The organism is Pseudovibrio sp. JE062 (genome assembly GCF_000156235.1).
Lineage (GTDB): Bacteria > Pseudomonadota > Alphaproteobacteria > Rhizobiales > Stappiaceae > Pseudovibrio.
The window spans coordinates 165,368-192,023 of sequence record NZ_DS996812.1; the positions used below are offsets into that span (position 1 = coordinate 165,368).

24 protein-coding genes are annotated in these 26,656 nt (G+C 52.6%); 20 read left to right on the plus strand and 4 right to left on the minus strand.

The genetic code is table 11. From position 1 onward, the window contains the following. Positions 1-348, minus strand: a 348-nt coding sequence (locus tag PJE062_RS26160; protein ID WP_037037739.1) for an aminotransferase class I/II-fold pyridoxal phosphate-dependent enzyme, incomplete at its 3' end; no start/stop codon positions are given. A gap of 195 nt (positions 349-543) precedes the next feature. Here PJE062_RS26160 and PJE062_RS19580 point away from each other — a divergent pair. The 5 genes from PJE062_RS19580 to PJE062_RS19600 all read left to right on the plus strand — a co-directional run bounded on the left by PJE062_RS19580 (position 544) and on the right by PJE062_RS19600 (position 4,581). Then, positions 544-780 carry a hypothetical protein gene (locus PJE062_RS19580; protein ID WP_157039257.1) on the plus strand — a complete coding sequence of 79 codons (237 nt, stop codon included), beginning with the start codon at positions 544-546 and terminating at the stop codon, positions 778-780. Positions 781-940: 160 nt separating this feature from the next. Next, a complete protein-coding gene (locus PJE062_RS19585; RefSeq protein ID WP_008551310.1) occupies positions 941-2,038 on the plus strand; it encodes a GTP-binding protein in 1,098 nt (365 codons plus the stop codon). 6 nt (positions 2,039-2,044) lie between these two features. Further along, entirely contained in the window at positions 2,045-3,022 is a 978-nt protein-coding gene (locus PJE062_RS19590; protein WP_008551307.1) for a WD40 repeat domain-containing protein, read from the plus strand. A 21-nt stretch (positions 3,023-3,043) separates the two neighbouring features. Beyond that, on the plus strand, positions 3,044-3,574 hold the full coding sequence (locus PJE062_RS19595) for a DUF2937 family protein (protein ID WP_008551708.1): 531 nt from the start codon (positions 3,044-3,046) through the stop codon (positions 3,572-3,574). 65 nt (positions 3,575-3,639) lie between these two features. Then, on the plus strand, positions 3,640-4,581 hold the full coding sequence (locus PJE062_RS19600; protein ID WP_008551573.1) for a LysR family transcriptional regulator: 942 nt from the start codon (positions 3,640-3,642) through the stop codon (positions 4,579-4,581). Positions 4,582-4,595: 14 nt separating this feature from the next. Here PJE062_RS19600 and PJE062_RS19605 read toward each other — a convergent pair whose 3' ends face one another. Then, positions 4,596-5,684 carry a Glu/Leu/Phe/Val dehydrogenase gene (locus PJE062_RS19605; protein ID WP_008551660.1) on the minus strand — a complete coding sequence of 363 codons (1,089 nt, stop codon included), beginning with the start codon at positions 5,682-5,684 and terminating at the stop codon, positions 4,596-4,598. 230 nt (positions 5,685-5,914) lie between these two features. Between PJE062_RS19605 and PJE062_RS19610 the strand changes: the two genes are divergently transcribed. From PJE062_RS19610 to PJE062_RS19680, 15 genes are all read left to right on the plus strand, one after another. Beyond that, complete coding sequence (locus PJE062_RS19610) at positions 5,915-7,810, plus strand: DUF1007 family protein (RefSeq protein ID WP_008551710.1); 1,896 nt, start codon at positions 5,915-5,917, stop codon at positions 7,808-7,810. Positions 7,811-8,514: 704 nt separating this feature from the next. Then, a complete protein-coding gene (locus PJE062_RS19615; protein WP_008551339.1) occupies positions 8,515-9,603 on the plus strand; it encodes a TRAP transporter substrate-binding protein in 1,089 nt (362 codons plus the stop codon). 129 nt (positions 9,604-9,732) lie between these two features. Beyond that, positions 9,733-10,266 carry a TRAP transporter small permease subunit gene (locus PJE062_RS19620; RefSeq protein ID WP_008551693.1) on the plus strand — a complete coding sequence of 178 codons (534 nt, stop codon included), beginning with the start codon at positions 9,733-9,735 and terminating at the stop codon, positions 10,264-10,266. 6 nt (positions 10,267-10,272) lie between these two features. Beyond that, positions 10,273-11,853: a TRAP transporter large permease subunit gene (locus tag PJE062_RS19625; RefSeq protein ID WP_008551314.1), complete on the plus strand. Its 1,581-nt coding sequence runs from the start codon at positions 10,273-10,275 to the stop codon at positions 11,851-11,853. Between the two features lie 453 nt (positions 11,854-12,306). Further along, entirely contained in the window at positions 12,307-14,289 is a 1,983-nt protein-coding gene (locus PJE062_RS19630; RefSeq protein ID WP_008551451.1) for a long-chain fatty acid--CoA ligase, read from the plus strand. A gap of 5 nt (positions 14,290-14,294) precedes the next feature. Further along, a complete protein-coding gene (locus tag PJE062_RS19635; protein WP_037037744.1) occupies positions 14,295-15,104 on the plus strand; it encodes an ABC transporter ATP-binding protein in 810 nt (269 codons plus the stop codon). A gap of 9 nt (positions 15,105-15,113) precedes the next feature. Continuing rightward, on the plus strand, positions 15,114-16,097 hold the full coding sequence (locus PJE062_RS19640; protein ID WP_008551597.1) for a branched-chain amino acid ABC transporter permease: 984 nt from the start codon (positions 15,114-15,116) through the stop codon (positions 16,095-16,097). A gap of 12 nt (positions 16,098-16,109) precedes the next feature. Beyond that, a complete protein-coding gene (locus PJE062_RS19645; RefSeq protein WP_008551299.1) occupies positions 16,110-17,186 on the plus strand; it encodes a branched-chain amino acid ABC transporter permease in 1,077 nt (358 codons plus the stop codon). 74 nt (positions 17,187-17,260) lie between these two features. Beyond that, the gene (locus PJE062_RS19650; protein WP_008551648.1) at positions 17,261-18,574 is read left to right on the plus strand and encodes an ABC transporter substrate-binding protein; all 1,314 of its coding nucleotides are present in this window, start codon (positions 17,261-17,263) and stop codon (positions 18,572-18,574) included. Between the two features lie 89 nt (positions 18,575-18,663). Further along, positions 18,664-19,527 carry an ABC transporter ATP-binding protein gene (locus PJE062_RS19655; protein WP_008551673.1) on the plus strand — a complete coding sequence of 288 codons (864 nt, stop codon included), beginning with the start codon at positions 18,664-18,666 and terminating at the stop codon, positions 19,525-19,527. 123 nt (positions 19,528-19,650) lie between these two features. Further along, positions 19,651-20,676 carry a ribonuclease T2 gene (locus PJE062_RS19660; protein WP_208982398.1) on the plus strand — a complete coding sequence of 342 codons (1,026 nt, stop codon included), beginning with the start codon at positions 19,651-19,653 and terminating at the stop codon, positions 20,674-20,676. Positions 20,677-20,750: 74 nt separating this feature from the next. Further along, complete coding sequence (locus tag PJE062_RS19665) at positions 20,751-21,995, plus strand: phenylacetate--CoA ligase family protein (protein WP_008551399.1); 1,245 nt, start codon at positions 20,751-20,753, stop codon at positions 21,993-21,995. Between the two features lie 174 nt (positions 21,996-22,169). Then, positions 22,170-23,216, plus strand: a complete 1,047-nt coding sequence (hemH, locus tag PJE062_RS19670; protein ID WP_008551459.1) for a ferrochelatase — start codon at positions 22,170-22,172, stop codon at positions 23,214-23,216. A 149-nt stretch (positions 23,217-23,365) separates the two neighbouring features. Further along, positions 23,366-24,340: an SPFH domain-containing protein gene (locus tag PJE062_RS19675; RefSeq protein WP_008551413.1), complete on the plus strand. Its 975-nt coding sequence runs from the start codon at positions 23,366-23,368 to the stop codon at positions 24,338-24,340. Between the two features lie 5 nt (positions 24,341-24,345). Beyond that, positions 24,346-24,813, plus strand: coding sequence for an NfeD family protein (locus PJE062_RS19680; RefSeq protein WP_008551319.1), 468 nt, complete (start codon positions 24,346-24,348; stop codon positions 24,811-24,813). A 3-nt stretch (positions 24,814-24,816) separates the two neighbouring features. On the opposite strand, the gene PJE062_RS19685 is transcribed toward PJE062_RS19680, so the two are convergent. Both PJE062_RS19685 and PJE062_RS19690 read right to left on the minus strand, forming a co-directional pair. Further along, positions 24,817-25,677, minus strand: a complete 861-nt coding sequence (locus tag PJE062_RS19685) for a flagellar motor protein MotB (protein WP_008551683.1) — start codon at positions 25,675-25,677, stop codon at positions 24,817-24,819. A 24-nt stretch (positions 25,678-25,701) separates the two neighbouring features. Then, a complete protein-coding gene (locus PJE062_RS19690; protein WP_008551696.1) occupies positions 25,702-26,472 on the minus strand; it encodes a motility protein A in 771 nt (256 codons plus the stop codon). Between the last annotated feature and the right edge of the window lie 184 nt (positions 26,473-26,656).

Below are 26,656 nucleotides of genomic sequence, written 5' to 3' on the forward strand. Positions count from 1 at the left end.
TTTGCCGGGCTCTCCAAACATCAGGATAGCCATGAACATGGTGACCTTGCCGCCGGGGACGACCATGACGTTGTCAGGGGAGACGCTTGTACCGGTTTCCGCATGAAGGCTTGAGGCGATGATTTCGCGTAGTGGGAGAATACCTGTGGCGCCGGTGTAGCCGTGGTGTTCGTCGCGCAGGGCTTTGACGGCTGCTTCCACGATGTGTTCTGGAGTTTGGAAATCAGGCTGACCGATGCCGAGATTGATGATGTCGCGGCCTTGTTGGGCAAGCTCTGTTGCACGTGCCAAAACGGCGAATGCGTTTTCATCTCCGATGCGATCAAACGCTTCTACGGTTTTCAGCATGATGGTTGGCCTCCCAGTCCCCCAAAACAATCGGCTGGATGGTAGGGGATGGAAGCGATTGAATGCAAACAGAAAATAGTAGAGTGGGTTGAGCCGCTTGCGATTGCTTGTGCCCGCTTCGCTCATCAATGTTGGCTTCTTGCTTCTGTCAAATAACGGGCCTAGGATCTCCATGTATTTTGATTGGAGATTTTTATGAGTAGCCTTCGTGTGCCTGAGGCAATCAGGTCTATGGGTGTTTTCCAGTTTGTGACAAGAAGCCCAGCGCGCACATTTGTGACAATGGCGATCCTGATTTCGATTTATCTGTTTTTCTTCTCACCTTTGCTGAACAGCAGCATGCCCATTGCAATTAGCCTTGTGGTGTTTTTTATCGTCTTCTGCATTGTTTTCCTGCTTGTTCTGGAGCTTCGGTACAAGCTGGGGCTGTGATCCCCATCAAGAGGTATTGGCCAATTCCTGGGGGACAGGAACCCGGATATCAAACAATCAGCAGCTAGGGTCTTTTGCTGGCAGATCAACTGTCTATATTGAGGGCACGAAATTATCGTGCCAGCTGATTGCGAGCGCACGCCCATCCAAGGAGACGTAAATGTCCGAGGCTGCTGATAGCCGTATTCCTGTTACCGTGCTGACCGGGTATCTGGGCGCAGGTAAAACCACCTTGTTGAACCGTATTCTGAGCGAAAACCACGGCACGCGTTATGCTGTGATCGTCAATGAATTTGGTGAAATCGGTATCGACAATGACCTTCTCGTTGAGTCTGACGAGGAAGTCTATGAAATGAACAATGGCTGCATCTGCTGTACCGTTCGTGGCGATCTGATCCGTACCGTTGAAAACCTGATGAAGCGTAAGGGTGCGTTTGACGCGATCATCGTGGAGACCACTGGCGTGGCCGACCCAGCTCCTGTGGCGCAGACGTTCTTCATGGATGATGATGTGCGTGAAGCGGCGAAGCTGGATGCTGTGGTCGCTGTTGTTGATGCACGCCACGTTCAGCAGCGCCTGAAAGACACCAAGGAAGCTGAAGACCAGATCGCGTTTTCTGACGTGATTTTGCTGAACAAGACCGACCTTGTTTCTGCTGAGGAACTGGTTGGTGTTGAAGCGGCGATCCGCAAAATCAATCCATATGCGAAGATCCATCACACAGAGCGTTGCCAGATTGAGATCGGTGATGTTCTGGATCGTGGCGCATTCGAGCTAGACCGTATTCTGGATCTGGACCCAGAATTCCTGAAGAAGGCCGAGCATGCGCATGATCATGAGTGTGGTCCGGATTGCGATCACGATCATCACCATCATGGGCATGACCACGGCCACGCACATGATCACGACCATCCTGACCATGAATGCGGCCCGGACTGCGATCATGACCATGAAGACACGCACTCCGTGAAGTCCTTTTCCTTCACTGCTGGTGATCTGGAGCCGAAGGTGTTCTTTGACTGGATCAATCAGGTAACCCAGATTCAAGGTCCGAACATTCTGCGCATGAAAGGTATTCTGGCCTTTAAAGATGATCCGCAGCGTTATGTGGTGCAGGGCATCCATATGATTGTGGAAGGCAACCATCAGCGTGACTGGAAAGACGATGAGAAGCGTGAGAGCCGCATCGTGTTCATCGGTCGTGAGCTGGATGGTGCAGCGCTGAAGACTGCGTTTGAAGCTTGTGTTGCGGAGTAAGTTCTGGTGCCTGTAACTGCTCCTCTTGATACCGACGGTTATGTTGTTTCGGCAACCTTCCTCGGTGACGTAGCAGCCTTTGCCAGTGGCGAAGGTTCTGTCTTTTTTGCTGGTGGACCGGAGACGCAAACTCCGGTTCACAAAAACGGTTTGCTCTGTGCAACGCCTTCACTGGATGGCAAGTCTCTGATCACCGGTGGTGGTGATGGGAAGATCTGCAAGGTCAGTGCAGATGGCAGTGTTGAAGAGCTTGCTGAGCAGCCTCGCAAGTGGATCGACATCATTGCTGCTGGTCCGCAAGACAGTGTGGCGTTTGCCTCTGGTCGTACAGCTTGGGTTCGCCTGAAGACAGGTGAGATCAAAGAGTTTCAGCTGCCACGTGCGTTTGCAGGTTTGGCTTTTGCGCCAAAGGGTATGCGCCTTGCTGCATCGCGTTATGACGGGGTGACGCTGTTTTGGGTGAATGCTGCTGGTGATCCGCAGGAGCTGAGCTGGAAGGGGGCACATGGTCATGTGACTTACTCTCCAGATGGCAAGTACCTTGTGACCACCATGCAGGAGAACGCTCTGCACGGATGGCGCCTGGCGGATAGTCAGGACATGCGGATGACGGGCTATCCGGCCAAGGTGAAGTCTGTGAGCTGGTCTGCAAAGGGCAAGTATCTGGCGACATCCGGCGCGCAGGCTGCGATCCTGTGGCCATTCATGGGTAAGTCTGGTCCAATGGGACAGGCGCCTCTGGAGCTGGGTGTGCGTGGTGACAGTATGGTGACGACTGTTTGCTGCCATCCACAGGAAGAGATGCTGGCGATTGGCTATCAGGATGGCATGGTGATGGCTGTGCGGTTCTCTGACAATGCCGAGGTTCTGCTGCGCCGTCCGGGTGCTGGTCCTGTTTCTGCGCTTGCATGGGACAAGAAGGGCGACCGTCTGGCGTTTGGTACAGAAGAAGGTGCTGCTGGAGTGATCACTCTGCTGGATTAATTTGGGTGTGGGAGGTTTGCGATGATGTTTGCAAGAGTACTGACGCTTGGCGTTGCGCTTGTAAGCGGCACTGTGACCTCTCAGCTTCCTGAGTTTGCGCAGCAATACCGACAGCGCATGGGTGGTGCCATTGATGCGTTGGAGGAAGTGAAAGCCGATTTTGTTGCGGATGCAGCTGCCACCAACCGGAGCATTTCAGAAGCTCTGGCTCATATGGCGCAGAGCGCGGATGAGTTTGTGCAGTTGCGTGGAACAAGCATCGAACGATCTCTGGATCGGCTTGAGGTGTTGAAAGACCAGCAACTGGCGATGGCAACCGCCGCTGCATTTGAGCGTGTCTGGATCTTCATGAAGGAACCGGACACCAAACTTTCCAAAGCAACCTGGGAAGACTTTGAGCCAGCCGTGCCAGTGACCGTTGAAGGCGGTGTGTTGGCCGGGCTTGGCTTTGCCACGGGTTTGTTTATGTTGCGTCTGGCTGGACTTGGTGGGCGTATTCGCCGCCGCAGAAAGCGCCGTGAGAAGCAGCAGACTGAGGCTCGTTCGCTTTGATTTTGCGTGTCTCTGTTCGCAAACTGGTTTTGCGTTTCAAAGATATGCTGTGAGAGGTTTGACCGATGGATTCCATCACACGAATTAGATGTTTTTTGCAGGTGGTCGAAAGCGGTGGCTTTTCAGCAGCGGCGCGAGACATGGGGCGCTCCAAAGCCCTGATCTCCAAATATGTGAGCGAGCTGGAAGATGAGCTGGGTGTGCGCCTGCTTAACAGAACCACACGCCAGATTTCTCTGACGCAGGTTGGGGAAGCTTACTTCCGTGAAGCGGGTGAGTTGTTGCAGCGCTTTGATGATCTGAAAGACGCTGTGCAGCAGGATCACCGGGAGGTGCGCGGCAGGTTGCGGTTGAGTGCGCCACGGTCTTTCTCTGAAGCAACGCTGGGCAGGGTGCTGGCTTCCTTCCTGCAGGAGCATCCGCGGGTAGAGCTGGATATTGAGATGGAAGATCGCTTCGTCGACATTGTCGAGGAAGGGTATGACGTTGCCATCCGCGTGGCTGAGCTTGAAGATTCCAGCCTGATTGCCCGCAAGATCCGTGATGTGCGTGTGGTGGTTTGTGCTTCTCCTGCTTACTGGGAAGCGCATGGGATGCCGGAGAAGCCGGGTGATCTGGCCAACATGCCGTGCATCATTGATACCAACTACAAGCACAAGACCAACTGGATGTTCCTTGAGAACGGGGAGCGGTTTTCCGTTCCTGTCAAAGGCCCCATGCATGTGAATAGTGCGAAGACAGCCGTTGCAGCTGCCTTGGCCGGTCTGGGCGTTGTTCGGTTGCCGATCTTTTATGTGCTGGAAGAGTTGATGTCAGGTCAGTTGATACCGGCATTAGAAGACTGCGAAGTACCGGGGCCTGCAATGTATGCTGTTTACCCGCATCGCCGCCATCTTTCCGCGAAAGTGCGTGCGTTTGTTGACTACATGGTCAACTGGCATAAGCAACTGGAGCAGCATGGTGACTGCCCCAAGATGCTTGATGGGCCTGTTCCCAAAGAGGGCTGAGTTCGCTCTCTTAGTTAAGCCGGGTTGTGGTGGTGCTGGAAGCGCTCTTCTGCCAACTCATCGGCGATGATGTTGGTTGGGCGTTTCTCTGCGTCTGCTCTCTCGAAAATCTGAGTGAGCGTGTTGCCGATGGCGAACGTTTTCTGGCGGACGATTGTGTCTGATGCGCCAGGCTCTCCCAATGCAACGGAGATCACGCCGCCTGCGTTGATGGCGTAGTCCGGTGCGTAGAGGATGCCACGCTTCATGAGAGCTGCACCGTCTTCCGGAGTTTCCAGCTGGTTGTTTGCGGCGCCTGCGACGACAGCTGCTTTCAGCTGAGGAATGGTGTCAGCGTTCAAGCCACCACCCAGAGCACATGGAGCGAAGATGTCCGCTTCTACGAGGTGTGCGTCATCCGGAGATACGCTGGAAGCTCCGAGTTCTTCAATTGCGCGCTGAACAGCCGGGTCGTAGATGTCGGAGACGATAAGGCGTGCGCCTGCTTCGTGGAGCTGGCGGGCAACGTCATAGCCCACATGACCGAGGCCCTTCAGGGATACGGTGAGGCCGGTGAGATCTTCAGAACCGAACTTGTGTTTGGCAGCGGCTTGGATGCCGACGAAGGTGCCGAGTGCGGTGTAAGGAGACGGGTCACCGAAGCCGGTTGCCTCTGTACCGCGTGCGAACTGGGTCTGGCTGCCGATGATTTCCATATCGTCAGAGCTGATGCCCACGTCTTCTGCGGTGATGTAGCTGCCGGAAAGGCGGTTGATGTGCCTGCCGAATGCTCTGAGTAGCTCGGGGGTCTTGTCAGTGCGCGGGTTCGCGATGATGACTGACTTTCCTCCTCCCAAAGCAAGGTCAGCCAACGCGTTTTTGTAGGTCATGCCTTTGGAAAGGCGGAGAACATCAGTCAGTGCTTCATTTGCGCTTGCATAGTTCCACATGCGGCAGCCGCCCAGACCAGGACCGCGATTGGTGTTGTGAACCGCGATAATTGCTTTCAGCCCTGTTTCGTTGTCTGTTGCAAATACGATTTGCTCGTGGCCAGCGAACTCTGGATGATCCAATGGGGTCATGTAGGTATCGATCGTTATTTTATTATGCAATGGCACGTTCATTCAGCCCTCCCAAACGAAATTGAACAAGAAGCGTTGCGGGGATATTGGTTTATTCTTAAAGCAATATCCGGTTTATTTCGTAGGTGATGAGCATCAAATTCGGAAGAATTATCCGAATGGTTCTAAATTGCGGGAAAATCGTATCTCAGGATCTTCAATAATTGGGTCTTGAATTTGCCGTTATTTTATTACACTTGTCGTGTCGGGTTCTCATATATTGTTAAGGCGCCATGTCTGATAAGCTTCTACGGTTTTTGACCGCATTTTGCATGCTGTTGGTATTTCTGTTGCCTTCTCAACAGGTTGCCGCTCATCCGCACATGTTTGTGCAAGCGCGTGCCGAACTGGTTTTCGATGATGATGGGTATTTGACTCACATTCGGCACAAGTGGCTGTTCGATGATCTGTACACGGCTTATGCGGTGCAGGGGCTGGATGAGAACCAGAATGGATTTTTCGAAAAAGACGAATTAGCGGAACTGGCCAAGATCAATATTCAGGGTCTGGGCGAATACGGCTACTTCACCTTTGGCGATGACAGTCAAACGGAGATAGATTTTACCGAGCCGTTTGAGCCTTCCATGAAGATGATCAAGGTGGCTTTTGATGACTACTGGCTGATCAGTGATGAAGACAAAGCGGCGATTGCTGAAGATATTGCCAGCGGGCGCAGTCAGCCGGATACAAGCCCTGTTTCGCTGGTGGAGCTGAGCTTTACGCTTCCTTTGAAAAAGAAGGTCAAAGCGGATAAGCCGATTACGCTCGATGTGTATGACCCAACCTATTACATCGATTTCAAGTGGCCGAAGTCCGGTCTGGCTGTGACGCTGAGCAATGCTCCAGGCAAATGTTCTGTTGAGCTTGTGCACCCGCCGGAACTGGATGGGCAGATTGCTGCACAGTTGGCGACGATTGGTGCCGACCAGCGGAATGTGCCTGAGGAGCTGCAGAGTTATACGCAGGCGCTGGTCAATCAGGTGATTGTGTCCTGTGATGGCGCGGCTGTGGCTGCTGCCTCTGACGGTGGCAACACCAAGTTTATCTCTGAGATCACTCCTGAACCGGCTGAAAGTGCACCAGAGACCGCTGCGGACGCTGTTGCTGCGTTGGCGCAGGGCGGTGAGCCAATGGCTCTGTCGACTACTTCTGAGCGTCTGAGCGCTGATGAGGCTGCTGCTGAGGTGCGTGGTCCTGACATGAACATCTTCCAGCAGGGCATGGCGACCATCACTCGACTGCAGAATGAGTTCTATCTGAAGCTGACAAGTGCGCTCAGAAACTTCCGCAGCAATCCGTCTGCTGGCTGGCTGCTGATGTTGATCAGCTTTGCTTATGGTGTGTTCCATGCAGCAGGACCGGGTCACGGTAAGGCGGTTATCTCCTCTTATGTGATTGCGGATGAGCAGACCCTGAAGAAAGGGATCGCTCTGTCCTTCGCTTCTGCCTTTGCGCAGGCTGTAACTGCGATTGCTCTGGTTGGCGGGGCAGGGGTGCTGTTGCATCTGACGAGCACGGCGATCAACTCAACAGCGCGCTGGTTTGAGCTGGGGTCTTATGTGCTGGTCTTCCTGCTTGGTCTCTACCTTGTCTGGCAGCGTGTTCTGAAGCCTTGGTTTGGTAAGAAGCCGGCTTCCAGTTGTGGGCACTCGCATGATCACGACCACGGCCATGATAACCATGACCACGATCATCATCACGACCATGCGCACGAAGGTCATGGAGAGGTTTGCTCCAGTTGTGGGCACGCGCATGCACCAGACCCGAAACTGGTCCAAAACTCAACAATGACGCTGACCAGTATCTGGTCCATTATTCTGGCTGTTGGCCTGCGTCCATGTACCGGAGCGCTGATCGTTCTGGCCTTTGCCTTCTCGCAGGGCATGATCTGGGCTGGTGTGGCTTCTACGCTCGTGATGGCTCTTGGAACGGGGATTACCGTTTCCATTCTGGCGAGCCTTGCGGTGCTTTCCCGTGATGTTGCTCTGCGCATCTGGGGCGCTGATAGTCAGGCTGGCACGGTCATCCTGCGCGGCTTTGAAGTGGTTGGTGCGCTGACCATTCTGCTGATGGGAACGCTGATGCTGATTGCTGGCCTCAATGGTGGCGCAACGGCAGGTCTGTTCTAGAATAAGGCGATTTTTGGAAGAATCGCTCTCGAAATGCCCTTGAAAACTGCTTCGAGGCAATTTCGTAGCGAAGATTTCGAAGAAATTCGCGCTATCGTTAATGCGCGAAGGTGTGAATTTTTACACCTTCGCGATCTACCTAAATCTCACTCTTCGATCCTCTAGCTTTTCTTAGCTGTCTTTGTTCCACAAAAAGAGGCTGGGCAGAGCCTGATTCCGTGGTTTTGACGTGTGGTGATGAGTTTGGGTGGTTCAGTGTAGATTTTGCGCATTCTAAAGATTAGTTTCATCTAAATTATTGTATTTTAAAGCATCTGCAGGCTGGCTTGCTAAAATGCCCAGAAAAACTGCAGGAAATTCATTGTTGAGAATTAGGTCAAGTCCACTGACTTATTAACATTGAAATAAAAGGCTATGAATTTCGAATTACGAGGTCGATTATTAGTCCTTTAGGGCGGGATTTCCTAAAAATGTTTCGATAGTTACGTTGCGGTTGGTTTCGGTTGAAAACGTATTGATGAGGTACGCTCAGTTGATCCAAGAATAATTAATTTGTCCAATACGATGCAGATTTCCTTGTATTTTCACGTAGTTTTAGGGTTATAAGAAGTTGGTCATGTTGTCGCAGAGATCTCAGAGGACGAGTTTCGTTTCTGCGGAGGCATAAAGAGATTTGATTTAAGAAGCTCTTGGGAGGAGTTTTTATGGACCGCCGTAGTTTTCTGAAAAATGCTGGTTTGGCAGGCGCAACCGCTGGCGCAGCTACTCTTGCAGCTCCTGCGCTCGCATCTGGCAAGCGCGAACTGAAAATGGTCACCACCTGGCCAAAGAACTTCCCGGGTCTTGGTACCGGCGCACAGCGCATCGCTGACCGCATCACTGCTGCAAGTGAAGGTCAGCTGACTGTTAAGCTGTTCGCTGCTGGTGAACTTGTTCCTGCATTTGAGAGCTTCGATGCTGTTTCCAACGGTACAGCTGACATGTACCACGCTGCTGACTACTACTGGCTCGGCAAGCACAAAGCATTCGGCTTCTTCACTGCAGTTCCAATGGGTATGACTGCTGCTGAGCTGGAAGCATGGATGCACTTCGGTGGCGGTCAGGAGCTCTGGGATGAGCTGGCTGGTCAGTTCAACGTTAAGTCCTTCCTGGCAGGTAACACCGGTCTTCAGGCAGGTGGCTGGTTCAACAAAGAGATCAACTCTCTTGAAGACCTCAAAGGCCTGAAAATGCGTATGCCTGGTCTGGGTGGTGAAGTTCTTCGCCGTCTTGGTGCATCTGCTGTTGCACTGCCTGGTTCCGAAATCTTCCCAGCACTGCAGTCTGGCGCGATCGACGCGACCGAGTGGGTTGGTGCATGGAACGACATGGCATTCGGCTTCTACAAAGTTGCTAAGTACTACTACACCAAAGGCTTCCATGAGCCAGGTGCTGGTCTGTCCTTCGGCATGAACAAAGGTGTTTGGGAAAGCTTCACACCTGGTCAGCAGGAGCTGATCCGTTCTGCATGTATGGCAGAGAACAACTACATGTTCGCTGAGTACAACCACAACAACGGTGCTGCTCTGGAAACTCTCCTGACCAAGCACAACGTTCAGGTTCGTGACTTCTCCGACGACGTGTTCGATGCAATCGGTCGTAAAGCTGAAGAAGTTGTTGCGGAAGTGGCTGAAACAGATGACATCTCCAAGCGCATCTACGAAAGCTACGTTAAGTCTCGTAAGGAAACCTCTGCATGGTCCAGCCTTGCTGAGCGTAACTACCTGACTGCTCGCGATCGTATCCTGGGCTAATTTTTCTTAATGCTGCACGAGCTCTCCGCAATCCTTGCGGGGAGCTTTTCTTTCAAAAATTCTATCCTGGCCTTTGGGGCCCAATAATAATCCTAGAGGCTTGGTTTAGACCAAGACGAAGAGGCGGGCATGCGCGCCCTAATGAACCTGATTACCTCAGTCAATGGCGGCATCGGCAAGACCTGCGCCTGGCTGTCTCTGGGCATTGTGCTTGTCCAGTTTACAGTGGTGGTGATGAGATACGTTTTTGGTATCGGCTCCATCTGGATGCAAGAATCCATCACCTACATGCACGGTTTCCTATTCATGTTGGCTGCTGCTTATACGCTTAGCGTTGATGGGCACGTGCGCGTTGATATCTTCTATCGAGATGCTCGCCCACGCATCAAAGCAGTGATTGATCTGATCGGTTCGGTCTTCTTCCTGCTGCCGATGTGTGCAGTGATTGTCTACTGGTCATGGGGGTATGTGGCCAGCTCATGGGCAATCTGGGAAGGCTCTCAGGAAGCCTCCGGTATTCAGGGGCGTTATCTTCTGAAGAGTGCGATCATCGCCTTTGCCGTTCTCGTCTCCCTACAGGGTGTTGCTATTATTATTCGAAGTGTTCTTGCCCTTGGTGGTGACAAGAAGGCGCTCGACTCATTCCGTCAGATTCAGGAGTAAACGGAGATGGATGGATTTCTTCATACTCTTGATATTTTGATGTTTGCGGTTGCCTGTATTTGTTTGCTTGCGGGCTTCCCTGTTGCATTTACGCTTGCTGGTGTCGCACTTATCTTCGCTCTGATCGCGTCGTTCTTTGGCGGTAGCGTGACACTTGGTGCGATCCCAAGCCGAATTTTCGGCACCATGTCCAACGAGACCTTGATTGCCGTTCCACTCTTCATCTTTATGGGTGTGATGCTGGAACGCTCCAAAGTGGCTGAAGAGCTGCTGGAGACCATGGGTCGTCTGTTCGGTCGTATGCCGGGTGGTCTGGGCATCTCCGTGACAATCGTGGGTGCGCTGCTTGCCGCTTCTACCGGTATCGTGGGCGCGACTGTTGTGACCATGGGTCTGCTTTCTCTGCCAACAATGCTGCGTAACGGCTACAGCCCGCGCATCGCATGTGGTTCGATTGCTGCATCCGGTACACTGGGACAGATCATCCCACCATCTATCGTGCTTGTGTTCCTGGCTGACCAGCTGTCTAACGGCTATCAGATCGCACAGCGTGAGATGGGCAACTTTGCTCCGGAACCATTCTCTGTTGGTGACCTGTTCGCAGGTGCGCTTATTCCTGGCATGGTGTTGGTTGGTCTGTATCTCTGCTACCAGCTGTTTGTTGCGTTTACGCAGCCGCATAAGTCTCCACCAATGCGTGATGATGGAACTGACGGACCAACTCTCAGTCAGGTTCTTCATGCTCTTGTTCCGCCAATTGCGCTTATTATTGCGGTGCTTGGCTCTATTTTGGCTGGTATTGCAACCCCAACTGAAGCAGCTGCTGTAGGTGCTGTTGGTGCGTTGTTGCTGGCTGGTTATCGCATGAACGAAGAGAAGCCTTGGCCGGTTTATCTGGCGGTTCTTTCTCTGATCGTGATGCTGGGTCTGACAAGCTTCATGGATCTGCGTGTTGCGCGTAACGAGATCCCAACTGGCGATATGGTTGGTATTTGGGTTGCGAGCGCTGCTTGTGCGATTCTTGCTTACGGCCTTTTGGTTTCGCTGTACCGCGTGATGGCGAAAAAGGTTCTGGTTCCAGTGATGCAGTCCACCACACAGATTACCTGTATGGTGTTCGTGATCCTGATCGGTGCAACCTTCTTCTCCCTGATCTTCCGTGATCTGGGTGGTGAAGAGCTGGTGAAGGAAGCGCTGACTGGTCTACCGGGTGGTGCACTGGGCGCTATCATCGCTGTTATGCTGGTGATGTTCGTCCTCGGCTTCTTCCTGGACTTCCTGGAAATCGTGTTCGTTGTGGTTCCACTCGTTGCGCCAATTCTGCTGCAGCTTGAGATGCCTAACGGTGAACCGATGCACCCTGCATGGCTTGGTGTGATGATGGCTGTGAACCTGCAGACATCGTTCCTGACGCCGCCGTTCGGCTTTGCGCTGTTCTATCTGCGTGGCGTGGCTCCACCGTCCGTGAAGACCACGGATATCTACTTCGGTATCATCCCGTTTGTGCTCATCCAGATCCTGATGCTGGTGATCCTGTGGTACCTGCCAGAACTTGCAACCTGGCTGCCTAAAGTTATCTACGGCTGATAGTAGTAATAGATTAGTATATGTAAGGGGCGCGAGTATTCGTGCCCCTTTTTTGTTGCAGTGCGGATAACCAAAAGTAGTGATTCTTTTTTGACTTAGCCCAATGTTCTACAAAAAGGAATTGAAACTTAATCGAAAGTATTGGCTATTGATTTACCTAGCGTATTTCGCTTATGCGTGACCAATATATTGCATGTATACCTTAGTATAGATATTTTCTAATGTAACTCGTTGAAATATCACAGTTTTGCATTGCACAAGTGCCGCAGGTTGCAATGCGCAACGAATAAAACCAATTAAAAAAGTTTTCGTATCTTGCTAAGACTTAGCTCAGGGAGGAACTCGCAGGTGGAGGACTTGCGAGGCGGGGCTATTAGTCTTTCGTATTTCCTCAGAGTAAACAGGCAGACCAAAGGCACAAGTGTGTGGCCTTTGGCGAGAGGTGATTCAAAGATGCAGGTGCCTCCGTCAGCGGGTATGGATACATTTCCGCAGTTGCTTATTCGGAATGCGCGGGATTGGGGGGATCGCCCCGCGTATCGCGAGAAGGACCTCGGGATCTGGCAGAGCTGGACCTGGCTTGAAGTCCTTGAGGAAGTTCGCAAGCTCTCATTGGGGCTGAAAAGCCTTGGATGTAAAGAGGGCGACAAAGTTGCGGTGATTGGTGCAAACCGTCCGCATCTTTATTGGGTTTTTGCAGCAGTGCAGGCGTTGGGTGGTATTCCGATCCCAGTTTATGCCGACTCCGTGGCTGAAGAGATTGCTTATGTTCTCGGTCACGCTGAAGTGCGTTTTGCAGTTGCTGAAGATCAGGAGCAGGTTGATAAGCTGATCGATATGTCCGAGAAGCTGCCGCTGCTCGAGCACATCATTTACGAAGATCCAAAGGGTCTTCGCGATTACGATCACACTCGCCTGCACCGTTACAAGACAGTTCAGGATGCTGGTCAGGCTCTGCTCGACAATGACGAGAAGCTGGCTGAGGAGTGGTTTGAAGCGGTTAAAGGTGGCAAGCGTGAAGACGTTGCCGTGATCCTTTACACCTCTGGTACGACTGGTCGTCCTAAAGGTGTGATGCTGACCTTCAATAACCTGATGGTTTCCGTTCAGAACGCGAACAAATTCGACAATCTGGATGAGAATGCAGACACCGTTGCTTACCTGCCTATGGCATGGGTTGGTGACCACGTGTTCTCGTATGCCCAGTGTATTACGGCTGGTTACTGCGTGAACTGTCCTGAAGGTCCTGAAACAGTTTCCATCGACCGTAAGGAAATTGCTCCGACCTACATGTTCGCACCGCCGCGCGTGTTTGAGGGTATGCTGACACACATCATGGTTCGCATGGAAGATGCGGGCACGATGAAGAAGAAGCTGTTCGACTACTTCCTTGACTACGCGAACAAGGTTGGCGAGCGCATTCTGAACGGTGAGAGTGTCTCTCTGTTCGAGCGCATGAAGTATGCTGTTGGTGAGTTCTGCGTTTATGGACCTTTGAAGAACGAGATGGGTTTCTCCCGCGTTCGTGTTGCTTACACCGCTGGTGAAGCGATTGGTCCTGAGATCTTCAAGTTCTACCGTTCCATCGGTCTGAACCTGAAGCAGCTTTATGGTCAGACGGAATCTTCCGTGTTCATCACCTCGCAGCCTGACGGTCAGATTTATGCTGATACCGTTGGTGTGCCTATGCAGGATGTTGAGGTGCGGATCGCTGATAGTGGTGAGGTCATGTACCGTTCACCAGGCGCGTTCCTTGGCTATTACAAGAACGATGACGCGACCAAAGACACCAAGACCGAAGACGGCTGGGTGCACACTGGTGATGCGGGCATGTTCCTTGAGAATGGCCACCTGAAGATCATCGACCGTGCGAAGGACGTAGGCAAGCTGAACGACGGTTCCATGTTCGCGCCGAAGTACATCGAGAACAAGCTGAAGTTCTTCCCGAACATCAAAGAGGCTGTGACCTTTGGCAATGAGCGGGATTACGTTTGTGCCTTCGTGAACATCGATCTTGTTGCGGTTGGTAACTGGGCGGAGCGTAACAACATTGCTTACGCGTCCTATCAGGAACTGGCGGCGCATCCTGAGGTTTACAAGACCATTCAGAGCCATGTGGATCAGGTGAACAAGGATCTTGCCGAAGAACCAATGATGGCTGGTGCTCAGATCAAGCGCTTCCTGGTTCTGCATAAGGAACTGGATCCGGATGATGGCGAACTGACACGTACTCAGAAGGTCCGTCGTAACTTTGTTGCTGACCGTTATGCGCCGCTGATTGAAGCGTTCTATGCCGGTGAGACCTCCAAACATGTGGTGACTGAAGTGACCTTCGAAGATGGTCGTCAGGGTACGATCGAAGCCACCGTCGAGATCCGTGACATGGAAACTTATAATAGTAAGGCAATGTCCGCGATTGGGGAGGCGGCAGAATGACTGTAATGGATCCAACGCTCGAAGAGGTCAAAAGAAAGGCCGAGGAGCGCGAGGTTCTGCTGGATCTTGAGAACGTTTCTCTCTCCTTTGGCGGTGTTAAAGCAATCACGAATATCTCCTTCAACATCAAGAAGGGGGAAATTCGCGCAATCATTGGTCCTAACGGCGCGGGCAAGACGTCCATGCTCAACGTGATCAATGGTTTCTATCAGCCACAGGAAGGTGTGATCACCTTCAATGGCGAAAAGCGTAAGTCCATGAAGCCGCACCTTGCGGTTAGTCAGGGCATCGCTCGAACCTTCCAGAACGTTGCTTTGTTTAAGGGCATGTCCACGCTGGATAACATCATGGCCGGACGTGCAACGCGGATGAAGCAGAACATGTTCTGGCAGATGCTCTACTGGGGCCCTGCGCAGCGGGAAGAAATTGAGCACCGTAAGAAGGTCGAGGAAATCATCGACTTTCTCGAAATCCAGCATATCCGTCGCACACCTGTGGGGACGCTTCCATACGGCTTGCAAAAGCGCGTTGAGCTTGCCCGTGCGTTGGCGATGGAGCCTGAACTGCTGCTGCTCGATGAGCCGATGGCAGGGATGAACCTGGAAGAGAAAGAGGACATGAGCCGCTTCATTCTGGATGTGAATGATCAGCTCGGCACCACGATTGCTCTGATTGAGCATGACATGGGTGTTGTGATGGACCTTTCCGACCGTGTCGTTGTTCTGGACTATGGCCGCAAGATTGCTGATGGCGTGCCGGATGAAGTGCAGAGCAACCAGGAAGTTATTGATGCCTATCTTGGCGTGTCACACTAGGGGGCTCTCGTGGAAACGCTTTACACTGTTTTAATCGACCCGTTTGTTCAGATGGTCGAAGTCCCGGACTTCTTTCTGCAGGTGTTGTGGGAAGGCCTTGTTTCAGGTGTCCTTTACTCTCTGATCGCGCTTGGCTTTGTTCTTATCTTTAAGTCCTCGCGTATCTTCAACTTTGCGCAGGGCATCATGGTGGTGTTTGCGGCGCTGTCACTTGTCGGCCTGCATTCCTTCCTCGTGCCTTATGTTGGCAATGAGTTTGTTGCTGCGGCGATCGCGATGCCGCTCACTCTGGGCATCATGTATGCGCTTGCAATGGGCGTTGAGCGTATGGTGCTGCGTCCGCTTGTTGGTCAGCCAGACATCATCCTGTTCATGGCGACGATCGGTATCACCATGTTCCTCATCGGCTTTGGTGAGTTCGTGTTTGGTGGTGAGAACAAGGTGATGATCACCGAAGCTCTCGGCATTCCAACCGGTGCTATCGAGTTTGAACCGTTCGGCGGCTTCCTGCTTATGGAAGAGAAAGATGTGTTCGCGGTTGTTATGGCGATCATTCTGGTGATCAGCCTGCTGGTGTTCCTGAACAAGTCTGCGATGGGCCGCGCGATCCGTGCGCTGGGTGATGATCACACAGCAGCTCTGTCCGTGGGCATTTCCCTGAGCACGATCTGGGTTCTGGTGTGGTTCATTGCCGGTGTGATTGCTCTTGCGACAGGTATTGTCTGGGGCGCTCGTGCAGGTGTGTCCTTCGCGCTTGAAGTGATTGCCTACAAAGCGCTGCCGGTGCTGATGCTTGGTGGTCTGGAGTCTGTCTCCGGTGCGATCATCGGCGGTATCGCTATCGGTCTTCTTGAAAAAGTCTTTGAAATCTACTGGGGCCAGCCTCTGTTCGGTGGCAACACTGAAACCTGGTTCGCCTTCATCTTTGCTTTGATTGTTCTGCTGTTCCGTCCGCAAGGGCTGTTCGGTGAGAAAATCATCGAGCGCGTGTAAGGGAGGCCTGGCGTGTTTTACAGAACTTCTGGTCAGTTCAAAACAAGTTACGAAAGCGATCAGGCGCTCTTCCCAATCAAACAGGATATGGTCCTGCTGGTTGTGATCCTTGCCACCATGTATGTGATCTTTCCGATGTTCGCATCGGAGTTCACCTACAAGGCTCTGCTGGTGCCGGTGCTGATTTACTCCCTTGCTTCGCTCGGGCTGAATATTCTGACGGGGTATGCAGGACAGCTGTCGCTGGGTACCGCGGGCTTCATGGGTGTTGGTGCCTATGCCTGCTACAAGATCACCACGATCTTCCCTGAAATGAACATTGTAATTGCTCTGTTCCTTTCCGGCTTCTTCTCAGCAGCTGTTGGTGTGGCGTTTGGTTTGCCGTCGCTGCGTATTAAGGGCTTCTACCTCGCGATTGCGACGCTTGCTTCGCAGTTCTTCCTGGTGTGGCTCTTTGAGAAGTGGGCGTGGCTTTACAACTACAACGCATCCGGCGCGATTGAAGTGCGCACCATGGACATCTTCGGTCTTGTTGTGACCGGGCCAAATGCGTCGCCGATGGTTCAGTACTACTTCGTTCTTGGCATCGTTTCTGTGGTGACCTTTGCCATGATCAACCTGACACGTGGCCGTTACGGTCGTACCTGGAAGGCTGTTCGTGACATGGACATTGCTGCGGAACTGGTGGGCATCAACCTGATGCGTGCGAAGCTTTCTGCCTTCGCTGTGAGCTCCTACATCGTTGGTATTGCCGGCGCACTGATGGTGTTCTTCTGGAAAGGTGCTGCTGAGCCGAACCTCTTTGATATTCCAATGAGTTTCCAGATCGTCTTTATCGCGATCATCGGTGGTCTTGGCAGTGTGATGGGCAACTTCCTGGGTGCGATCCTGATTGTGGCGCTGCCAGTTGTGCTGAACCTGTTGCCTGAAATTCTCGGAATTAGCATCGGGTCTGCCACCATGGAACACGTCAACGTTATGGTGGTTGGTTCCCTCATCATCATGTTCTTGATTGTCGAGCCTCACGGTCTTGCGCGGTTCTGGGCGCTTATTCGTGAAAAGCTCATCATTTGGCCATTCCCTCACTAATAAAGAACTGCGTTTTAGCAGCTGGGGAATAGAGGAAGTGGCCCGCGGCATTAGCCGCAAACGCGGAGGAAAATATGAAACACTTTACGAATTTCGGTAAGGCTGTTGCAGCAGGTGCTCTTGCAGTCGCTATGAGCACAGCTGCGATGGCAGCGGATGGTCTTAACTTTCCTAACCTGACATATCGTACAGGCCCATTTGCGGGCACTGGTACTCCGATCATGAACGGTCAGCGTGACTACATGCTTATGCTGAACGAGCGTGATGGCGGTATCGGCGGTGTGCCAATCGACTACATTGAGTGTGAAACCGGCTACAACACCAACAAAGGCGTTGAGTGTTACGAGAAGACAAAGGGAGATGCTCTCGTAACTCAGCCATGGTCCACCGGTATCACTCTGCAGGTTATGCCACGCACCAATGTTGATCGTATTCCAATTCTGGCACCGGGCTATGGTTTCTCGCCAATGTCAGACGGTAATACATTCGCTTGGGCGTTTAACCCACCAGTGTCTTACTGGGACGGCGCGTACATGATCCTCGACTACATTGCTGGTGGTGATATGTCTTCGCTGAAGGGTAAGAAGATTGTTCTTCTTCACCTTGACCACCCGTTTGGTAAAGAGCCAATTCCGCTTCTGGAAAAGCTTGCTGAAATGCATGACTTCAAGCTGGTTCCGATCCCTGTTGGTCTGAAAGAAATGCAGAACCAGTCTGCTCAGTGGCTGCAGATCCGTCGTGAGCGTCCAGACAACGTCGTTATGTGGGGTTGGGGTGCTATGAACGCCGGTGCGATCACCGAAGCGGTTAAGACCCGTTACCCAATGGAAAACTTCATCGGTATCTGGTGGTCCGGCTCTGATGCTGACCTGCAGAACGTTGGTGCAAAAGCAAAGGGCTACAAGTCTGTCAGCTTCAACGCTCCAGGCAACTTCCCAGTGCTTGATGATATCCGTACGCATGTTGTTTCCAAAGGCAACTCAGAGATCAAATCTGAAGCTGACATGGACACCATCTTCTATCAGCGCGGTATCATCATCTCCATGATCCTGGCGGAAGCAGCGAAAACTGCTCAGGACAATTTTGGTGAGAAGAACATCAATGCAGAACAGCTGCGTTGGGGGCTTGAGAACCTGGACATCACTGAAGCTCGCCTTGAAGAGCTGGGTATGAAGGGCATGACACCACCACTGAAGATGGCTTGTGACAACCACACTGGTCACTCTGGTGCATGGATGCTTGAGTGGAACGGCGAAGAGTTCGTACAGGCAAGTGACCTGCTGACTCCAAACCGTGAGCTGATCAAGCCGCTTGAGTTGGAAAAAGCTGCTGACTACGCGAAGAACAACGCTCCATGGCCAGGTCGTGGCGACCTCGCTTGTAACTAAGCATTGTTTGTTTTGGTCGGGCGCATTGGTGCCCGACCAACTCTACCCAAGTCAAATAATCGGAATGTTCGCAGGCTAAGGCTGATCTCATGAACGCAATTGCAGAACAGACATCAAATTCCAAGGCACCAGCCGCTAACCTGCAGGTTGCCGAAGACATTTTGTCTATTAACAACATCGAAGTCATCTACGACCACGTGGTGCTGGTTCTCAAAGGGGTGTCTTTGACCGTGCCTAGAGGTGGTATTGTTGCTCTGCTGGGTGCGAACGGTGCCGGTAAGACAACGACCCTGAAAGCTATTTCCAACCTGCTGCAGGCAGAGCGTGGAGAAGTGACAAAGGGCAACATTGAATTTCAAGGAAAGCAGGTTCAGGCGCTTTCTCCGAACGAACTGGTGCGCCGCGGCTGTATTCAGGTGATGGAAGGCCGTCGTTGTTTTGGCCACCTTTCCATTGAAGATAACCTGATGACCGGTGCTTACACCCGTACAGATGGCAATGCTGAGATCAAGCGCGATCTGGAGATGGTGTACGACTATTTCCCGCGTCTGCGTGAGCGTCGTGGTTCTCAGGCGGGTTACACCTCAGGTGGTGAGCAGCAGATGTGTGCGGTGGGCCGTGCCCTGATGAGCCGCCCTGACATGATCCTGCTGGATGAGCCAAGCATGGGTCTTGCGCCGCAGTTGCAGGAAGAGATCTTCGAGATCGTGAAGAAGCTGAACAAGAACGAAGGCGTTTCATTCCTGCTGGCTGAGCAGAACACCAACGTTGCGCTGAAGTATGCGACCTACGGGTACATCATGGAAGCAGGCCGTATCGTGCTGGATGGTGATGCTGAGTCTCTGCGTGAAAACGAAGACGTGAAAGAGTTCTATCTTGGTGTTGGCGGCGAGGGACGTAAGTCGTTCCGTGATGGCAAGCACTATAAGCGTCGTAAGCGCTGGTTGGCATAATCTGCGCCAATTGAGAGGATAACCCCAAAAAGATGGGGGTGAACTGTCACAGGAAGTCAATGTATCTGGTTTTGAATAATCTGCATGCTGCTTATTGCTGCAAAAGGTATTTTGGAGGACCACATGCATTTTCTTTCTAAGGTCATTGTCGGGGCTGCGCTTTTGGGCGTGGCCTCAGTTGTGCCGGCTTCCTCTCAAGTGAAACTGGATGGTTATTTCCTCGCTGAAGAAGCCTGTCCGGCGTTCAAGTCTTTTCGGAAGCAGACCAATCCGGGCAGCGTCCATGTGGAATGGATGCGGGCTTATGAGCTGCTTGGAAAGAACAAAGCGCAGGCTTCGCATTACTTTATCCGAATGAATGGTGTGAACCCGGCAGAGCGCTGGGTGGATGCTTCCTGCGGTCTTCATCTGGTTGAGGCTGAGGGCAGTGGGCAGACGGCTGGCAATGGTTCCGGTGGATCGGCTGGATCAAAGGTGGTTCGTCCTGCTGTGAAAGGCCCATCGGCTGATGCGGAGTTTTTGCTGGCGGCGAGCTGGCAACCGGCCTTTTGCCAAACTCACCAAGAGATCCCCGAGTGTTCTTCTCAGGTGGAAGGGCGGTTTGATGCGAGCCACTTTGCGTTGCATGGTTTGTGGCCTCAGCCGCGTGGGAATTTCTGGTGCGGCGTGACACGTGCAGAGAAACGTCTTGCTGAAGAACGCTCTACACGCGGGCAGCTGCCTCCTGTTGAGTTGGAAGAGGCAACACGGGAAGAGCTGGATAAGGTGATGCCGGGTGCTCAATCCCATTTGGACCGTTATGAATGGGTGAAGCACGGCACTTGTTACAGTGACAGCGCTGAAGAGTATTACGCGGAATCTCTTGATCTTATGGAGCAATTGAACGGCTCAGCTGTCCGTGATCTGTTTGCTTCCAATATTGGTGAGGTTCTGACGACTGCGCAGGTTCGTGCGGCGTTTGATGAGTCTTTTGGGGCCGGTGCGGGGAACCGTGTTGAGGTGCGTTGTAAGGGTGGTTTGATCACTGAGCTCTTTATCAATCTGAAGGGTCAGATTGAGCCAGATACCCCAATGAGTGAGTTACTGCTGGCGGCGAAGCCAGTGCAATCTGATTGTCAGGGCCGGGTTGATCCAGTCGGGTTCAACTGAGGCCTCTATTCGTATGATTTGCAGGAGGCTTTGCCTTCTGCCCAAGAGAAGTTTGAGGCCATGGGAGGGCTTCTATGGGAACCGAATATTTTGACGAGTTGGAAATCCGTTCGCCAGAGGAGCGTGAAGCTGATCTGATGGCGCGTCTGCCGGGCCAGATTGCCATGGCGAAGGCTGAGGCTTCTGGTTGGGCAAAGCATCTGGCTGATATTGATCCTGCTGAGATCACAAGCCGTGAAGCTCTGGCCAAGTTGCCTGTGCTGCGTAAGTCAGACTTGCTTGCAGCACAAGCAGAGGAGCCACCGCTGGGCGGCTTTGCTGCGGGTGACTTCTCTACCTACAAGCGCATCTTCATGTCTCCGGGCCCAATCTGGGAGCCGCAGGGGCCAGAGGCTGATCCTTGGAAGTCTGCGCGTGCGTTCCATGCGACAGGTATTCGTCCGGGTGACATCGTTCACAATGCGTTGTCCTATCATATGACGCCGGGTGGGTTCATTCTGGATCAGGGCGCGCGCGCTTATGGTTGCGTTGTCTTCCCAGCTGGTATCGGTAATACGGATATGCAGGTTTCTGCGATCTCCAGCCTGCGCCCGACGGCATATGCCGGTACGCCGGATTACCTGAAGGTTATTCTGGATCGCGCTGCTGAGATGGGTGCAGATGTCAGCTCAATCACTCGCGGTCTTGTTTCCGGTGGAGCGCTCTATCCGAGCTTGCGTGAGGAATACGCAAATCGCGGTGTGAAGGTGTTGCAGGCCTATGCGACGGCTGACCTTGGTATCGTGGCTTATGAGAGTGAAGCCATGGAAGGCATGATCGCCAACGAAGATTTCATCATCGAAATCGTTCGTCCGGGGACTGGTGAGCCTGTTGCACCGGGTGAGGTTGGCGAGTTGGTGGTAACCACATTCTCACCGACCTATCCGCTCATTCGCTTTGCTACAGGTGACCTTTCTGCCGTGATGCCGGGTATCTCACCTTGTGGCCGTACCAACATGCGTCTGAAGGGCTGGATGGGCCGTGCTGACCAGCGCACCAAGGTGAAGGGCATGTTTGTTGACCCTGCTCAGATCGAACGTCTGCGCAAACAGGCTGGCGATGATATTGGACGTGCGCGTCTTTCCGTGGTTCGTCAGGGAGAGCAGGATCACATGATCCTGAAGGTGGAGACGGAAGCGGCAAGCGATGACTTTATCGCTGCGCTGAAGAAGTCCCTGAAAGAACACACTGGTCTGAATGGTGATGTGGAACTGGTGGCGCCAGACACACTGCCGAACGATGGCAAGGTGATCTCTGATGAGCGTGAAGTGACTGCATAAACGCCGTTGAACCTAATCGATTTTTGAGGTGCCAGCCTGCACATGTAGGCTGGCATTTTTCTATTCTGGGTAGTTTCACCGTATTATTCAGAAAATCGTTGGGTTTGACCTTGGCGCGGGCAACGGGAAACTCTATTTAGCAAAGGGATTGGATCTGATGCGCATAGGGGTCTCATGAACCAGAGCACAAGCGGCAACGCCACAACGCCGGGAAATCACCCTCCGGTCTCATTCGGGAAAGTGGGTGTTCTTCTCGTAAATCTCGGGACACCTGATGGGACCGATTATTGGTCCATGCGCCGCTATCTGGCGGAGTTCCTCTCAGATCGACGGGTTATCGAATGGTCACGCTTCCTATGGCTACCAATTCTCCACGGTATCGTTTTGAGTAAGCGCCCGCAGAAGTCCGGTGCAGCTTACAAAGAGATCTGGAACAACGAGCTTGATGAGAGCCCGCTGCGTACCATCACACGAAGCCAGTCAGATAAGCTGAGCGAGGTTCTTGCTGATCTGGGCGAGAACGTGGTTGTTGACTGGGCAATGCGTTATGGCAACCCATCCATCGCGAGCCGTCTTGATGCGCTGAAGGCAAAAGGGTGCGATCGTATCCTCGTCTTCCCACTGTATCCGCAGTACTCGGCCTCTACGACTGCTACTGTGAATGATGAAGTGTTCCGCGCCTTGTTGAAGATGCGCTGGCAGCCGACCATTCGCATTGTGCCGCCTTATCATGATGATGAGACCTACATCGACTCATTGGCGACTTCGATCAAGAACAAGCTGAGTGAGCTGGATGAAGAGCCGGAAGTGGTCCTGGCGTCCTTCCACGGTATTCCGCAGAGCTATTTCGACAAGGGCGACCCTTATCACTGCCATTGTCAGAAAACGACTCGGCTGATGCGTGAGAAGCTGGGTTGGGATGACAAGAAGCTACAGATCACATTCCAGTCGCGTTTCGGGCCGGAAGAATGGCTGCAGCCTTATACGGACAAGACTGTCGAGAAGCTGGCAAAAGAAGGCGTAAAGCGGATTGCCGTTTTGAATCCGGGGTTTGTGGCAGACTGTCTTGAAACCCTGGAAGAGATCGCCGGTGAAGCCGCGGAGATCTTTGAGGAGCATGGCGGGGAGCAGTTTACGCATATCCCATGCCTCAACGATGCACCGGAAGGTATGGCTGTGCTGGAGAACGTGGTGCGCCGCGAGCTTCAGGGCTGGATCTAGGAATTTAAGTTTTAGTTTACTATGTGAAGAAGAGCACTCGTTTCTTTTGGGAAGCGGTGCTCTTTGGCATTTATTTGAGCAGTTTTCTCTGGTCTTAATGGGACAAAGCTAGGATAGTTTAGGCAAATTACTCCAAAGGACTAATAGATATGGATATTTTGACAGGTAGTTCGATTACCGTCCTCATACTGGTCGCTGTGATCATTTTTGTTGTATTTGCTGGCGCGAAAATGGTCCCTCAGGGTTACAACTATACGGTTGAGCGCTTTGGTAAGTACCGGAAAACATTGCATCCGGGTCTGAACATCATCATCCCGTTTATTGATCAGATCGGTCATCGCGTGAACATGATGGAGCAGGTGCTTGAAGTTCCGGCTCAGGAAGTTATCACCAAAGACAACGCTACTGTGACCGGTAATGGCGTGGCCTTCTATCAGGTCCTGAATGCGTCTCAGGCTTCCTACGAAGTGCAGGGCCTTCAGAATGCTATCCTGAACCTGACCATGACCAACATCCGTAGTGTTATGGGTTCCATGGTGCTCGATGAGTTGCTTTCTAACCGTGATGAGATCAACTCCCGCTTGCTTCGCGTGGTTGATGCGGCCTGTGAGCCTTGGGGCGTGAAGATTACCCGTATTGAAATAAAAGACATAAACCCGCCGGATGATCTGGTGGATGCGATGGCCCGCCAGATGAAAGCGGAACGTGAGAAGCGTGCGGCAATTCTGGAAGCTGAGGGTGACCGTCAGTCTGAAATTGCGAAGGCAGAAGGTGTTAAGCAGTCCCTGATCCTGGAAGCGGAAGGCCGTAAGGAAGCTGCGTTCAGAGATGCGGAAGCACGTGAGCGTATGGCTGCAGCTGAAGCGAAGGCGACCGAAGTTGTATCCAAGGCGATTGCTGAGGGTGATATGGGCGCGATCAACTACTTTGTTGCCAACAAGTATGTTGAAGCGTTTGGCGAGCTTGCTAAATCTCCAAACCAGAAAACACTCATTCTGCCAATGGAAGCGACTGGCATGATTGGCAGCCTTGCTGGCATTGCTGAGATTGGTAAGGAAGCGCTGAAAGAGTCGCAGCAGCGTAGCTCCAGCCGTATCCCAAATACAGGTAGTTCAGAGGGCTAATCACCATGCTTATTGAGCTGTTCCAAAACAGTATTGAACCCTGGGTCTGGTTTGCGTCCGGGCTGCTTCTTGTAGGGCTGGAGTTGGCTGTGCCGGGCTCTTTCTTGATCTGGTTTGGGGCAGCGGCTCTCGTTGTTGGGGCTGTTGTCGCGTACTTTGATATCGACTGGCGCTGGCAGCTGGTGCTGTGGGGTGTGCTTTCCCTCGGTTTCCTTCTTGTTGGACGACGTCTGACCTCGAGAAATAACGATGGTGAGGGAGACCCCTATCTCAATAAGCGAGGTAGCCGGTATCAAGGGCGTGTGTTCGTGTTGAAGAAAGCACTGGCCCACGGCAAGGGTACGCTTGAAATTGGCGATTCTGTCTGGCGTGTGAACGGTCCGGATCTACCAGCAGGTGCGCATGTGAAGGTTGTTGGCCAGGAAGGCACCACGCTGATCGTGGAAGCTGCACCTGAAAGTGATGCAGCCTGATCCTTACTGATATGGATTGAAATCTGGTGGCAGCGGAGGTTCTTCTGCCATCAGCAAAATAGAGATGCGGCGGTTCGCTGCAAGATACGGGTCATTCGGGAAGAGAGGCTCCGTATCAGCTTTTCCCACCACAGAATGAATATTGTTGGACGGAAGGCCGTACTCGGAGAGGATCTGGCGGGCGGTGTTGGCACGATCTGCTGAAAGCTCCCAACCGGTTTCACTCGGTGAGGTGATCAGCTGCCCCGTGGTGGTATGGCCTGTGATACGGACACGGTTTGGCAGTTTGGCCAGAACAGGTGCCATTTTAGCTAGCAGGCGTCTAGTGATCTCATAGGGATACTTGGACCCCTCCGGATACATGGAGCGGCCTTCCTGATCGACGATCAGGATGTTGAGACCTTCATCAGTTTCTTCAAGAATGATGTTGTTTGAGATCTCGGTGATCTCTGGCATTTCCTGAAATGCCTGGCGCAGGGAAACCGCCGCCGTTGCAAACTGACGTGGCTTTTCGATATCAGCTTTCTTGGTGGTATGGGTGTTTGCTTCTGGGCCTTGCTTGCGTTTTTCAGGGTGGCTTTCTGTTGCAAAGTCGGCGTCGGTGATCTGCTTTTCGTAGGTGATGTCTTTCATGAAGTCACGCAGAGGCACGCCTTCAATTTCCAGAACACCAGCGCGTTTCGTCACCTGCTTAATGCCGAATGCGTCTTTGATGGAGCCAGCAACAACCTGAAGCTTCTGTTTATCCTGTACCGAGAATGAGATGATCAGAACGAAGAAACACACGAGCAGGGACATCAAGTCCGCAAAGGTCACCATCCATCCCGGAGCGCCTGCGGGTGCTTGTTTTTTTCTGCCTGCCATGGTGTTCCCCCCTTACCGGAGCGCTTAAGCCGCTGCTTCAATCATGTCGCTGCGCCCCTTCTCAGGGATGTACGCCAGCAGCATTTCGCGGATGAGGGATGGGCTTTTGCTCTCACGGATCTGTAGCACGCCATCGATCACGAGTGTCTGGTTGAGTTCTTCCTGCTCAAACTTGGAATCAAGTTTGTCAGCAACCGGAATACACACCACGTTTGCGATGAGAGAGCCGTAAAGCGTCGTCAGAAGTGCAATCGCCATGGACGGGCCGATGGTCGATGGATCATCCATGGTCGCAAGCATCTGCACCAGACCGACAAGCGTTCCGATCATGCCGAAGGCCGGGGCGGAATCACCGAGCGCGCGATACACACGTGCGCCTTCGTTCAGGCGGGTCAGGTAGAGGTCGCGTTCTTTCTCCATGGAATCGCGAATGAGATTGTAGTCGTAGCCATCAGCTACATACTGCATGCCTTTTGCGAGGGTTGGCTCTTCAATCTCAACGTTTTCGAGACCGAGTGGGCCTTCCTTACGAGCGGTTTCTGCGAGATGAGCGATGTTCTCAACCAACTCACGTGGCTCGATCTTCTTGTGGGTGAAGGCGAGTTTTGCGCCCATACCAAAGGCACTCAGCAATCCATTTAAGGGAAACCTGACAAGCGTGGCTGCAAGTCCGCCGCCGACAACAATCAGAATGGAAGGAAGGTCAACGAACTGGCTGAAGCTTCCGCCCAGAAAAATAGCTATCAGCACGGTTACGCAAGCAGCAATAACGCCGATGATCGTGGCTAGATCCATTTAGCTTACCCGAATGCACGCCTTTGATGAGGCAATTTAACTAGTATTAATTTGGGGTATTATGGCTAACCAAATCCTAATAAATGGGAAAAATCCGTTTGGGCAGAATAACGGATGTATTTCGGTGAGTGATGGCAGGAATCAAAAATGCCCGTAGATGAGGTCATCCCGGGCATTTGTCTGT